Here is a 14,040-nt window from a genome sequence, read left to right as displayed (position 1 = left end):
GCGACCTCATCATATTAACATCTTCATTTTTCGATGTCAACTAAGTTTTAAAATTTCTTTTTTGTCGTTTTCTACGTTTCCGCATCAGCGACGTTTATTAATATACCATCATGATTTTTAAATAACAAGTGTTTTTTATAAAAAAAACAAAAAAAATATCTATCCTCCTTTCTTCTATAGTAAAACCTTTTATTCTCTCTACTGAAAATAAGTATTTTGATTTTATACCAATACACTCCAATTAACCAAACTGCCTTTCATAATCCCTCCCACCTTTTCGTTCTCTTCTACATTAAAGTCCACATTTAAAAAGAAAATAGCTTCGCCACTTTCTAATAATGCGCACATGTTGATTTTTTGTCCCTCCACACAAATCATTACTAATTGAAAGAACCGGTTGTTGGCAGATAGCTCCACCCCAACCGAATTCGAGGTGAGAATCTTATCGTCCGACCAACGGCGGGATAGATAACGAAATTTCAACAAAACATCAACTTAAGGTTATTGTTAGAATTTTTTTACATTTAATTAATGAAAAATATCCATTTTTTGTTATATAGTAGAAAGGACGTACTCAACTATAAATAACCCAATGGAGGAATTACTTTATGGATAGGTTAACAAAGTTTTCATTAAAAAACCGCGCCGCTGTTATCATCATGGTTTTTCTCATTTCCATACTCGGTGTTTATTCCGGGTCTAAATTACCTATGGAATTTTTACCTAGCATCGATAATCCCGCAGTCACCGTCACAACCTTATCTCCAGGACTCGACGCTGAAGCAATGACAAAAGAAGTAACCGATCCCCTTGAAAAACAATTTCGCAACTTAGAACACATCGACAACGTCACCTCTTCTACTCACGAAGGATTATCACGCATCGATATCGCGTATACATCCAAAGCAAATATGAAAGATGCCACACGTGAAGTTGAAAAGGCCATTAATACAATTAAATTACCTAAAGATGCAACGAAACCGATAGTTAGCCAATTAAATACTTCTATGATTCCACTCGCTCAAATTGCAATCCAAAAGCAAAACGGATTTTCAAAAGCAGATGAAAAACAAATCGAAAAGGAAATCGTACCACAACTCGAAAGCATTGATGGCGTTGCCAACGTTATGTTTTTTGGAAAATCAACTTCCGAATTATCTATTATACTAGACCCAAACCAATTAAAAGATAAAAACGTAACAACGGAACAAATATTAAAGGTTTTACAAGGAAAAGAAACTTCCACTCCAGCTGGAGCTGTTACCGTTAATAAAGAAGAATATAACCTTCGTGTCATCGGGGATATAAAAAATGTAGATGACATTAAAAACATCACTGTTGCACCTCAAGTTAAATTACAAGATGTTGCTCAAATTGAACTTAAACAACACTATGACACAATCTCACATATAAATGGCGAAGAAGGCACTGGATTAATCATCATGAAAGAGCCAAGTAAAAACGCAGTTGCAATTGGAAAAGAAATCGATAAAAAAATTAAAGATATAAGTAAACAATATAAAGATCAGTTTTCTATTAAACTTTTAGCATCAACTCATGAACAAGTTGAAAATGCTGTTACTAGCATGGGAAAAGAAGTAATCCTTGGAGCAATTGCTGCAACTCTAATTATCTTAATCTTTTTACGCAATTTCCGAACGACACTCATCGCTGTTGTCAGTATTCCATTATCTATTTTATTAACACTCTTTTTACTACACCAATCTAACATCACACTTAACACTCTAACACTTGGTGGTTTAGCCGTTGCAGTTGGACGTCTCGTCGATGATAGCATCGTTGTCATTGAGAATATTTTCCGCCGGTTACAAAAGGAATCTTTCTCTAAAGATATTATTCTCGATGCAACGAAAGAGGTCGCCGTCGCAATTACTTCTTCCACCTTAACAACGGTTGCTGTTTTTCTACCTATCGGCCTCGTATCAGGAGTAATCGGAAAATTAATGTTACCTATGGTATTAGCGGTCGTATATTCTATACTATCGTCCTTAATCGTTGCACTAACAGTTGTTCCACTTATGGCTTTTTTACTACTCAAAAAAACAAAACACAAAAAGCCAAGTTATTCACCACGATATGTGGCTACATTAAAGTGGTCTCTTTCGCATAAATTCATTATTCTACTTACTTCTTTTTTATTATTCGCAGGATCGATTGCTGCCTATGTATTACTACCGAAAGCGAATATAAAATCTGAAGACGACACAATGTTATCTATTAATATGACTTTCCCAGCTGATTACGCTCCTGAAACACAAAAACAAAAAGCCTTTGATTTCGAAAAGAAGCTACTTTCTAATTCAGATGTAACGGATGTTATTTTACGAATGGGATCTAGCGCAGAAGATGCACAATGGGGGCAAACGACGAAAAATAATCTTGCCAGTATATTTGTAGTCTTCAAGAAAGGCTCTGATATTGATCAATATATTAAAGAGTTAAAAAAAGAACATAACGCTTTTGAACCCGCTGAACTTGATTATATAAAAACGAGTTATTCAAGCTCTGGCGGCGGCAATAATTTGCAATTCAACGTAACAGCCACTAACGAAACGAATTTAAAAAAGGCTGCTACTATCGTCGAAACAAAACTAAAAGATATGGATGATCTTTCTAAAGTAAAAACGAATTTAGAAGACTCTAAGAAAGAATGGCAAATCCATGTTGATCAAACAAAGGCCGAACAACTAGGATTAACACCAGAATTAGCAGCTCAACAAGTAGCATTCCTTATGAAGAAATCACCTATTGGTGAAGTTTCAATCAATAACGAAAAAACTACTATTATGATAGAACATAAAAAAGAAAGCATTACGAAACAAGAAGACATTTTAAACACAAACATACTATCACCTATTAATGGACCAATTCCTTTAAAAGACATTGCAACTATTTCAGAAAAGCAACTTCAAACAGAAATCTTCCATAAAGATGGAAAAGAAACCATTCAAATTACCGCAGAAGCTTCAAATGAAGACTTAAGTAAGGTAAGCGCAGAAGTGAGCAAAGCGATAGCCGACTTAGATTTACCTAGCGGAGCCAAAGTAAATATCGCAGGCGCCACTGAATCTATGCAAGAGAACTTCACAGATTTATTCAAGATTATGGGGATTGCAATCGGGATTGTATATTTAATTATGGTTATTACCTTTGGGCAGGCGCGTGCTCCTTTTGCAATCTTGTTCTCCTTGCCATTAGCTGCTGTCGGCGGTATTTTAGGATTAATCATTTCAGGAACACCAGTTGATGTAAATTCCTTGATCGGCGCATTAATGTTAATCGGGATTGTCGTTACAAACGCTATCGTATTAATAGAAAGAGTACAACAAAACCGAGAACACGGTATGGAAACGAGAGAGGCCTTACTTGAAGCAGGTTCCACTAGATTACGCCCAATTATTATGACAGCTATTACAACAATCGTCGCTATGCTACCACTCCTATTTGGTCAATCACAAGCAGGAAGTATGGTATCGAAAAGTTTGGCAGTCGTTGTCATCGGCGGTTTAGCAGTCTCAACTGTCCTTACATTAGTAGTCGTTCCTGTAATGTATGAACTATTAGATAAAATCGGGAGAAAAAGACGCTCTCGTAGAAAAATAAATACTTCTACAGAAACACCTGATATTTAAACGAAAAAGCGTTATCTTCACGAATGAAGATAACGCTTTTTTCTCTACCTACTCATATAATTCATCATTTTTTCTGCATACCGCTCTAGAGGTTCACTAGAATTCACAATAAGATATTCACTATTTAGAGGTCTTTTACTACCATTTAACCACTTTTTAAAAGCTACTTCCGACTCCACCTTTTCAATTTGACTGACCAGACGCTTACGTGTTTGTAGTCTCATATTAATCTCTTCCATATCATTCAGATAACACTCAATATATTTATATTTCACACCATGTTTATTAGACAGCTTAATTCCTTTTTCAACCATCCCTTTATATAGACATGGACTATCCAATATCACACTATGTCCTTGTTCTAAATATGAATCAATCAATGCCCATTCAGCATCATACGCAAGTCCACCAATAATCGTTGATTCAATACCTTTCACTTCTAGTGATCTTAACAATGCTGATTTCAAAACGTCATGATCTACAATTATAGCACCTGTTAACTCCCCTATATACTTAGAAACTGTAGATTTTCCCGATCCTGGAAAACCTGACATTTGCAGAAAAAACAAATTAAACCCACTCCCTCATTTTCATCTTTTTATCCCACTATTTGTGAGCAGTAAAACCCCACTGTTTAAAATTTCACTTTATCTATATAACGAATTACAAATTCAACAATCGCTATACCTTTTCCTTCTATATTAAAACGCAAAAAGAACCCCCTACTTATAAATAGAGAGTTCTTCTTTATAACTTATGCCGCTTTTACCTTCTTCGTCGTTTTACTTTTTCTTTTCGCTCCTGTAAAACGTTTGTGCAATATAGATGCTACTAAGCGTGAAATAACATTGAATAGCAATACCATAATAATTAATACAGCTGCAGACTTTGTCGCAATTAACTTCGCATCCGGAATAATTCCTTCAGAATTTAACTTCCAAATGTGAACCGCTAACGTTTCAGCTGGTCTAAATGGGTTTAAAGGATGAGCAGGACTTGAGAAGTCCGCTGCTGAATTTAAAATTGGAGATGTTAAACCCGCTGTATAAATTAATGCCGCCGCTTCACCAAATATACGACCTGCCGCTAAAATAACACCTGTAATAATTTGTGGTAGTGACGACGGAATAATAATACGAGTGATCGTTTGCCACTTTGTTGCACCTAATCCAAGACTCGCCTCTTTCACATTAGAAGGAACCTCTGAAATCGCATTTTCACAAACACGAGTTAAACCTGGCAAGTTTAAAATTGTTAAAGCAAGGGCACCACCCATTACTGTGTATCCCCATCCTGTCATTGTAACGAACACTAACAAACCGAATAAACCAACAACAATAGAAGGTAAAGATGCCATTGTCTCAATACATAAACGAACAAAGTTTAAAAAACGTCCTTGTTTTGCATACTCTGCTAAATATATTCCAGCGCCTAATCCGAGAGGAATAGATATAATAAGCGTTATAACAAGCATATAGAAAGAATTGAATAACTGCGGACCAATCCCACCACCAGCTCTTGTATTACTTGGTTCTCCAAACAAGAAATTAGGATCCCAAAAACCCCATCCCTTTTGTAAAATCTCAAACACTAAGAACACTAGTAAAGCTACAACTAAAGCCGCAACCGCATAAAAGATACCTGTCCAAACTTTATTTACCGTTCTTGCATTCATTATTATCGCTCACCTCTTTGCCCAATTGCTCGAATTACTAAAATAAACAGGAATGAAATAACAAGTAAAATCATTGCTAAAGTCCATAGCGCATTGTTCCAAGCAGTTCCGTTTAATGTATTTGTCATGTCCATTGTCAAAATACCAGTTAACGTTGCTGTCGGGCTATATATTCCTTCTGGTAATTTAACCGTATTCCCAATTACCATTTGAACCGCTAATGCTTCACCAAAAGCACGCGCTAAACCTAAAACAATACCTGTTAAAATCCCCTTTTTCGCAGCAGGAACAATCACTCGGCTAATCGCTTGCCATTTCGTTGATCCTAAACCATAAGAAGCTTCTAAATAATCAAATGGAACAGAGCGTATTGCATCAGAAGCGATACTAGCAATAGTAGGCAAAATCATTATACTTAATACAACAATACCTGCAATTAAACTAAAGCCCACTCCTCCAAACGAATCACGTAATAGCGGCACTAAGATTGTAACCCCTAATAATCCGTATACAACCGAAGGAATACCAACTAATAATTCTAAAACAGGCTTCAATACTTTATTTCCAAACTTCGGCGAAATTAAATTCATGAATATAGCAAGAGCTATAGCAATTGGCGCACTAATAATAACCGCACCTAACGAAACCACCGTTGAACCTACAATAAAAATTACAGCCCCGAAAGTTCCCTCATCAGCATTTGGACTCCATTTTGTCGATGTTAACATTTCAGTAAACGAGATACCACTTTGCGTAAATGATTGAATTCCTTTACCGCAAATAAATGCAATAATAGCTAATGTAACTAAAACAATAAAAATACCACAAAACGTAACAAGTGATCTTCCTATATATTCACTTTTCACGTAATTAATTTGTTTTTTCCCCTTCATCACAGGACAGACCCCACTTCATAAATTGAAATGAACAGGACTGGCCTTGCAGCCAGCCCCATAAATTTTATTACTTATTTAATTTAGACATTGGAATATAACCCATATCTTCTACTTGCTTTTCAAAATCTTTACCTTTTACATAGTCAATGTAAGCTTTTGTTGCTTCTTTTGCCTCACCTTTCGTTACCATGTACTCGTAAGACCAGAATGGATATTTACCAGACGCAATGTTTTCAACTTTTGGTTCAGCACCATCAATTTTCACTGTTTGTAGCGCACCTTTTTTCTCGCCAACCATGTAAGACATTGCTAAATAACTTACTGAACCTGGAGTAGAGTTAATCGCTTGTTCTACTGCACCGTTAGAATCTTGTGTAGTACCAGTTCCATCATTAATTTTCGCGTCTTTCATAATTGTTTTTTCAAATGTAGCACGTGTACCAGAAGAAGCTGGACGGTTAATTACGTTAATTTTTTCATCTTTCCCGCCTACCTCTTTCCAGTTTGTTACTTTTCCAGTGAAGATATCTTGTACTTGTTGTACTGTTAAATTATCAACTTTTACATCTTTATTTACGACAAGTGCGAATGCAATACCCGCTACCTTGTTATCTACTAATTCTTTCGCCTTATCAGCATCTTTTATTTTATCTGCAGATGGAACATCTGAGTTACCAATTTGGACCGCACCAGAAGCTACTTGGTTAATTCCAGTTCCACTACCGCCACCTTGCACTTGAATAGAAACGTTTGAATTTTTCTCCATAAATTTCTTTCCAGCTTCCTCTGCAAGAGGTTGAAGTGCTGTAGAGCCTGCAGCTGCTATCGTACCTGACAATTCTTGTTTTGCATTATCGCTTCCTTTAGCATCTTTACCTGATGTCTCTTCTGCTTTTCCACATCCCACTAATGAACCCGCTACCACTAAAGCTGCTAAAGAAAATTTAATACCCTTTTTCATGACCATGTCTTGTACCCCCATTTGGATTATCACTTTTCACATTTATCTACTTCTTTCGAACACAAATTCATTGTAGGACAATAATATTATGTGAGTGTTAAGCAATTTTTAATTTTAAGTAAATGACGATAATAATCCTTAAAAACTAGGAATCCCAACATTTATAGTTAAAGAACCCAACAAAATCCACACTAATTAAGCTGTAATGTAAATTTACTCTTAACAATGTAAATTAAATGTAAATGTTTTTCGCTCTTTTTCCCTTTTAGTTAAAGTTACATTTACAATTCCGTTGTATTTTGTTACTTTTACGCGCCTAATTTATGTACATTACACAGAATTTCAGTAATATTTTTTAGTACAACTAAATAAATTGGAACAATTCTAAAAATAAATGAATATTTTTAAAGTACCAATTGACAGCATCATCCAATGTAGTCTACTATATTACTAACAAAAAGTTTACCTAAGGAAACTTTTTAAACTTAAACTAACAATATAGAGATGAGGTAACTTTTATGGTATCGGCTAATAAAAAACCACTTTCCGAATTTAAGACTGGAGAGTTTGTACAAATTGAGAAGATACAATTAGAAGGAACTATGAAACGACGTTTATTAGATTTAGGATTTATCCCAGGCGCAACAATTAAAGTATTACAACGCAGCCCACTTGGAGATCCGGTCGCTTATCAAGTAAGCAACACAACTATCGCACTACGCAAGGAAGAAAGTTCCCTTATTTTCGGGGTATTAATAGGAGATGATTTCAGATGAGCAAACATCGCATCGCTTTAGCTGGCAACCCAAATACCGGGAAAAGTACATTATTTAATACTTTAACAGGTTTAAAACAACATACTGGAAACTGGACGGGAAAAACTGTTTTAAAAGCTGAAGGAGAATATGAACATAACGGTAGTAAATATACATTAATAGATTTACCTGGGACTTACTCACTATATTCAAATTCTGCGGATGAAGAAGTAGCAAGGGATTATATTATATTTGAAAAACCAGAAGTAACTGTAGTTGTTGTAGATGCAACAGCAATGGAAAGAAATTTAAATTTAGCACTTCAAGTGATGGAAATGACGAGTAACGTAGTCATTTGTATTAACTTAATTGATGAAGCTGAGAAAAAAGGCATCGTTATCGATGAAAAAAAATTAGCAAAATCACTTGGTGTACCTGTAGTTAAGATTTCCGCTCGTAACCGAGTAGGCATCGGTCATTTACTAAATGTCATTGCTAAAGTAGCAAATAAAAAGCTAATTCCAGCACCAATTAAAGTTACTTATAGTGAAAAAATCGAAAATATGATTCGAGAATTAGAACCACAAATTTATAAAGTATTCGGTGATACGTATCCAGCACGTTGGATTGCATTACGTATATTAGATGGAGATAAAAATTTCTTAACTGCACTTGAAAAACATCATAACGAACCACTTGTAAGGGAGGTCGTAATCAATGGAATCTCACTCAGCCAGTAAAGCTCTTCCATTAGACTATATTATTCAACACGCTCAAACACTTTCAAAAGAAGATATACGAGATGATATTGTCGGAGATATTTATCGAACATCTGCAAGCATCTGTAAAGAATCTGTTCAATATACAAATACGGATAAATTATATCGTTCTGAAAAACTAGATAAAATTTTCACATCTCCAATATGGGGATTCCCAATTATGCTCGGTATTTTATCTATCATTTTTTATCTTACAATCGCTGGTGCTAACGTACCATCTGATATGATTGCTGAGTTTTTCGGATGGGCCGAAGGATATTTAACTTCTTGGTTCCAAGCAGCACACGCACCTGAATGGTTACATGGCATTTTAATACTTGGTTTATTCCGTGGTATCAGCGCTGTTATTAGCGTTATGTTACCACCTATGGCCATCTTTTTCCCTATGTTCGCACTATTAGAAAACTATGGATACTTACCACGCGTTGCGTTTAATATGGACCGCTTATTCAAACGCTCTGGTGCACACGGTAAACAATCTTTAACAATGGCAATGGGCTTTGGTTGTAACGCTGCAGCTATTATGTCAACACGTATTATTGAATCACCACGTGAACGTATGCTTGCAATCTTAACAAATAACTTCGTACCTTGTAACGGTCGCTGGCCTATGTTAATTTTAATGGCCTCATTATTTATGGCTGCTGGTTATACAGGTAGTATGCAAACACTTGTTACTGCCGGCGTTGTAGTTGGAATGGTTGTAATTGGTATCGTTATGACATTAACTGTTTCTTGGGTACTATCCAAAACAGCTTTAAAAGGCGTTCCAACCCACTACACACTTGAGTTACCGCCGTACCGTAAGCCAAAGGTTTGGAATACAATTGTGCGCGCAACACTCGATAAATCAGTTTATGTTTTAAAACGAGCTGTTGTTGTAGCTGCCCCTGCGGCTGCATTAACTTGGTTACTAGCTAATATTTTCATCGGTGACACAAGCTTACTTATGTATTTTGTAAATTTTCTAGATCCATTTGCTAAAATGTTAGGACTTGACGGCTTTATTCTAGCTGCTTTCATTCTTGGACTACCAGCGAATGAAATTGTTATCCCGATTTTATTAATGTCTTACTTATCAACCGGAGCTTTAACTGAAATAGATGATTTTAATCAAATTAAAAATTTATTCTTAGAAAATGGTTGGACTTGGTTAACAGCGTTAAACACAATGTTGTTCTCACTTCTTCATTTCCCATGTGGAACGACACTGGTTAACATATATAAAGAAACAAAAAGTGCAAAATGGACATTCTTATCGTTTGCAATCCCTACCGTTATCGCAATTGTTGTGACATTCCTCTCTACACAATTGGTACATTGGTTAGGGCTTGTATAAAAACAAAGCATACATAGAAGGTATCCCCCTTCACATATGCTTTGCACGAAAGAAACCTGAAATCATTCAGGTTTCTTTTTTTGTATATCAGTATTCCAAGGCTGTGCTCCATACGTTGTAATTTTTTTATGAATGTAGTATATAGCTCCTGGAAGAACTGCCATTAATATTGTGCAACTAATCCCCAATCCAGTAAACACCTTCCATCACCTTACTTTACTCTTTTTGGTAAAGCTGAACCCGTATGTTCAATTGTTGGATGAACATGAACAGTAACCTCAGCATCACTAAAGTAATTTTCACCTTGATCCCAATTCTTACTTATTTTTTTCCACTCTTTATAATTATGCCGCTTATACACTTCCCCTAATTCTAATACATCTACCTTATATTTTTTTGAACAAGCTGAACGGATTTTCGGATGCGCGTCTCCATTTCCTTCGAAATATCCTTCTCTAAACGTTTTTCATTCAAGACCTTTTTATGATCACTAAAGTGTAACTCAGCTATTGTACCTTCCAAAAATAAGTGAATATTAAACTTTGGTTTTGTAACATTTGTTGTAGATACTTTAATTTTCCGACGCAACTTATGAATTTCATATGTAATAAGTTGATTCTTTTTGCGGATAGTAAAAAAACCTCCAATTTTTTTACCTACTATATAATTCATTCCTAATGTTTCTTCCCCATTCAAACTACCTACACACTTATTATCCTTCCCACGAAACAACGCTGCCCCGTTCATTTGTACACCTTGCTTTGTTAATTCAAGAATAGGTAATACGAAGCTTCGGCTCGCAATCATCTTTTCCTGAACCTCACCAATTCTTGCAGCCTCAATCATTTGGGCATTTTTCGGAGGATGTTCAGCTAACATATCAATATACTGTGCCGGTAAATTTTCAGGTTTTGCACTCTGTTTTAAAATAGATTCGGCATTCTTCTTCGAAACAAACAAACGAATATTTCTCCTCATTTCATGATCGCGAATATATACATCTAACGTATTTTGCAAAACATACGGATTCGCCAGTAATTCTTCCGAAAAAATAATGACTTGTATATGCGGAAAAAATAATGTTCGACTAATTTTTTTAGCAATAATTCGGATTTGCTCAAAGACACTATCTGCTTTCGCACTCACATTAATATAATTTTCACTATCTCCACCACCTTGTCCCCCTTGTTGCGCTAGCTTACTGGGAAGCACCATCTGATACGTCCCTTTCATAATCGGATTCGATTTCTTTTTTTTCACGATATCATAGGCTGCACCTACTACAAATCCTCTTTCTTCTATTTCTTCTAGCTCAGAACACCCACTGATAGATCCAACTAAAACCATAAGCATTATAATTTTAAGAAGGTGTTTCATTTCTACCATTCCTTCTTCTTATTTTATATACAATAAAAACTAACAAAGGTGCTAACACGACAAACCCCATATCTATCCAAGCTAAATAAGTTCCATAATTTGATAAAGCATTTAAACTACTAGGCATCATATTCACCATAAAAATAATCGGGGCACTTACAAAAATGAAAATATGTTTCTTCACTTTGGGAAACATAGCGCAAAATAATAATGATGCGACATCATAATACATGGCCGTAGTGTTATAAATAGTAATAATCCAAGTTGTAAAAAAAATTGCATCAAATCTTTCTAAAAACCCTCCACCAATTTCAATTTCTTTCCCTAATTCAATTGTTGGGTACGTCAATCCACGAGTTGTCATATACGTAAAAACACTAATACAAGTTACATAAATTAAAATGTACGACAACACATTTACCATTACCGCTTTCGCAACTGCCATTGGTGCTTTTTTTGCCGCCTTATCATTCAGCAACACAGCATAAAACAGAGCTACTTCAAATCCAATAAACGTAAAAATAGAATTTTTAACTCCAACAGCATATTGACTCACTTCCGTTTGAAAGGCTGGTAGTAAATTATTTATTTCCATTAAATTTATATTCAATAAAGAAAGAAGCACTATCGCAATTAAAACAATAGGTAAAAATAGAACATTTAACCTTAATAAAGCTGCTCTAGAGCCTGCTATTCCATAAATAACAACTAATAAGAAGAAGAAAGACAGTAGTTGTATTGGTGTATCACTAAACAAATACGTTTGGGAAATAATTGAAATCATTCGCGATTCATATGCTGTCAACGCAGCAAACGTTAATACTAAAACGCTGCTAATCGTGTATGCAACAGGCTTTGTCAAATGCGCACTCGTATATTGAACAAAGTTTTGTTTCGGGAATAAAATAGCTACCCTCGTTACAAACCAACCTAAAACTGCACACACCAATCCACCAAAAAGCAAAATAATCCAACCGTCCGAAAATAAAGTTTGGTTAGCGATATCTCTTGGCATAGACAATGCTCCTATACCAATAATGGTCGAAGATACCGCAAACCCAATTTCCCGAGATCCAATCTCTTCATCGCCATACTCAAATGGTTTCAATTATTCTCGCTCCTTTGGACGTATTGTAGAATCCTTCGTTTGTAAATATTCCGGTCTCTCTTTCAACATTGATTTCGGCAAACGAATAAGCTCTTCTTTCCAATCTTTATAGAATGCGGGAGCAATTGGAGTTGTATACGGCACACCAACACTTGTTAAATTTGTAATATGAACAGCAAGCGCAATAAGAGCTAGAATGATTCCATACAACCCAAAAGCCGTTGCTGCTAATACAAAGACGAAAAGTAAAATTCGAAACGTAATTGTGATGCTATACACCGGAAGTGAAAATGTAGCAATAGCTGTAACCGCAATAATGATAACTAAAAATGGATTTACAATTCCTGCATTCACCGCTGCCTCTCCAATTACAAGACCACCTACAATCCCAATTGTTTGTCCCATCGGTTTCGGCAACCTAATTCCTGCTTCTCGTATTAACTCCATCGTTAATGCCATCATTAACGTTTCAATATAGGCAGGAAAAGGAACACCTTCTCTTGCTCCAGCAATCGAATAAGCCAATTTAGAAGGAATAAGTCCTTGGTGATACGAGACGAGCGCTACATACATCGCTGGCATTAAAATTGCAACTATACCAGAACCCATCCGCAAAATTCTTAATAAAGTCCCTATTACCCAACGCTCATAATGATCTTCCACAGATTGAAAAATATCAACAAACACTAGCGGAGCTATAAGGGCAAAGGGAGATCCATCCACCAAAATAGCTGCCTTTCCTTTCGTTAATGAGGCCACAATATTATCAGGCCTTTCCGTATTCAAAAACTGCGGAAACGGCGACAAATTATTATCTTGAATTAATTGCTCAATTGTACCCGTCTCAAAAACGACATCTGTCACTATGGATTGAAGACGCCGATCTAGCTCTTTTACAATGTAAGGATTAATAATGTCTTCTATATATACTAAAGTCACTTCTTTTTGGGATCTCTTTCCCATAATATAAGATTGAAATCTCAGCTTTGGGTCACGTAAACTACGGCGAATTAATACTTTATTCACGTTAATATCTTCATTTAATCCAATTCTCGGTCCACGTATTAAATCTTCTGTTACTGGCGGTTCTAAACTTCTTTTTTCCCAAGCCCTACTATTAATTACGATAGCGGTTTGAATATTATCAATTAATATAACTGTATCTCCCGCTAAAATCGCATTTATAATATCCGGCAACGTTGTCTTCTTACCAACTTCTGCAATAGAAATAAAGCGATCCAATAATGTTTGAACAACAGCTTCGTCTTTTTGTATTTCTTCATATTGAAGTGTACGAACTACATATTTATAAACATTATCCTTATCTGTTAACCCACATAAAAAGACAACAGCACAGCGTGTAAAACTACCGGCAAGGGCAACTTCCCTAATTGTTAAATCATTCGGCGAACCTAACTCATCTCTAATTTCTTTCATAACTTCAAATAAGTTACCTTTTAGCTCTAACAAGTCCCCCACCTAACTTCCTTTTCAACA

At 35.7% G+C, this 14,040-nt stretch carries 12 protein-coding genes and 1 pseudogene; 4 read left to right on the top strand and 9 right to left on the bottom strand.

Annotated elements, in window-relative coordinates:
* Positions 1 to 222 precede the first annotated feature (222 nt).
* On the bottom strand, positions 223 to 348 hold the full coding sequence (locus PSR14_RS04355) for a hypothetical protein (protein ID WP_257147380.1): 126 nt from the start codon (positions 346 to 348) through the stop codon (positions 223 to 225).
* A 260-nt stretch (positions 349 to 608) separates the two neighbouring features.
* On the opposite strand from PSR14_RS04355, the gene PSR14_RS04350 reads away from it, so the two are divergent.
* Positions 609 to 3,653: an efflux RND transporter permease subunit gene (locus PSR14_RS04350; RefSeq protein WP_061536244.1), complete on the top strand. Its 3,045-nt coding sequence runs from the start codon at positions 609 to 611 to the stop codon at positions 3,651 to 3,653.
* A 44-nt stretch (positions 3,654 to 3,697) separates the two neighbouring features.
* On the opposite strand, the gene PSR14_RS04345 is transcribed toward PSR14_RS04350, so the two are convergent.
* The 4 genes from PSR14_RS04345 to PSR14_RS04330 form a co-directional block, all read right to left on the bottom strand.
* Positions 3,698 to 4,222, bottom strand: a complete 525-nt coding sequence (locus tag PSR14_RS04345; RefSeq protein WP_000465771.1) for an AAA family ATPase — start codon at positions 4,220 to 4,222, stop codon at positions 3,698 to 3,700.
* A 185-nt stretch (positions 4,223 to 4,407) separates the two neighbouring features.
* The gene (gene pstA / locus PSR14_RS04340) at positions 4,408 to 5,328 is read right to left on the bottom strand and encodes a phosphate ABC transporter permease PstA (protein WP_000994142.1); all 921 of its coding nucleotides are present in this window, start codon (positions 5,326 to 5,328) and stop codon (positions 4,408 to 4,410) included.
* A gap of 2 nt (positions 5,329 to 5,330) precedes the next feature.
* Positions 5,331 to 6,221, bottom strand: a complete 891-nt coding sequence (gene pstC / locus PSR14_RS04335) for a phosphate ABC transporter permease subunit PstC (protein ID WP_000676680.1) — start codon at positions 6,219 to 6,221, stop codon at positions 5,331 to 5,333.
* Between the two features lie 70 nt (positions 6,222 to 6,291).
* On the bottom strand, positions 6,292 to 7,191 hold the full coding sequence (locus PSR14_RS04330; RefSeq protein WP_000245119.1) for a phosphate ABC transporter substrate-binding protein PstS: 900 nt from the start codon (positions 7,189 to 7,191) through the stop codon (positions 6,292 to 6,294).
* A 512-nt stretch (positions 7,192 to 7,703) separates the two neighbouring features.
* Between PSR14_RS04330 and PSR14_RS04325 the strand changes: the two genes are divergently transcribed.
* The 3 genes from PSR14_RS04325 to PSR14_RS04315 are packed head-to-tail and all read left to right on the top strand — an operon-like array spanning position 7,704 to position 10,058.
* Positions 7,704 to 7,961, top strand: coding sequence for a FeoA family protein (locus PSR14_RS04325; RefSeq protein WP_000252986.1), 258 nt, complete (start codon positions 7,704 to 7,706; stop codon positions 7,959 to 7,961).
* Positions 7,958 to 8,680 carry a FeoB small GTPase domain-containing protein gene (locus tag PSR14_RS04320; protein WP_000033860.1) on the top strand — a complete coding sequence of 241 codons (723 nt, stop codon included), beginning with the start codon at positions 7,958 to 7,960 and terminating at the stop codon, positions 8,678 to 8,680. Before PSR14_RS04325 ends, PSR14_RS04320 begins: the two co-directional genes overlap by 4 nt.
* Positions 8,658 to 10,058, top strand: a complete 1,401-nt coding sequence (locus PSR14_RS04315; RefSeq protein WP_098487525.1) for a nucleoside recognition domain-containing protein — start codon at positions 8,658 to 8,660, stop codon at positions 10,056 to 10,058. Before PSR14_RS04320 ends, PSR14_RS04315 begins: the two co-directional genes overlap by 23 nt.
* Positions 10,059 to 10,120: 62 nt before the next feature.
* On the opposite strand, the gene PSR14_RS04310 is transcribed toward PSR14_RS04315, so the two are convergent.
* From PSR14_RS04310 to gerLA, 4 genes and pseudogenes are all read right to left on the bottom strand, one after another.
* The gene (locus tag PSR14_RS04310; RefSeq protein WP_000493994.1) at positions 10,121 to 10,258 is read right to left on the bottom strand and encodes a hypothetical protein; all 138 of its coding nucleotides are present in this window, start codon (positions 10,256 to 10,258) and stop codon (positions 10,121 to 10,123) included.
* A gap of 11 nt (positions 10,259 to 10,269) precedes the next feature.
* Positions 10,270 to 11,435 (bottom strand): annotated as a pseudogene (locus tag PSR14_RS04305) (Ger(x)C family spore germination protein).
* Positions 11,419 to 12,543, bottom strand: coding sequence for a spore germination protein GerLB (gene gerLB, locus PSR14_RS04300; protein WP_098487524.1), 1,125 nt, complete (start codon positions 12,541 to 12,543; stop codon positions 11,419 to 11,421). The pseudogene PSR14_RS04305 and the gene gerLB overlap by 17 nt, the downstream one beginning before the upstream one ends.
* Positions 12,544 to 14,022, bottom strand: a complete 1,479-nt coding sequence (gerLA, locus tag PSR14_RS04295) for a spore germination protein GerLA (RefSeq protein WP_001996708.1) — start codon at positions 14,020 to 14,022, stop codon at positions 12,544 to 12,546.
* Between the last annotated feature and the right edge of the window lie 18 nt (positions 14,023 to 14,040).

It is taken from the genome of Bacillus sp. A01H (assembly GCF_045277205.1).
GTDB lineage: Bacteria > Bacillota > Bacilli > Bacillales > Bacillaceae_G > Bacillus_A > Bacillus_A paranthracis.
This window is presented reverse-complemented; position numbering and strand designations above follow the sequence as displayed.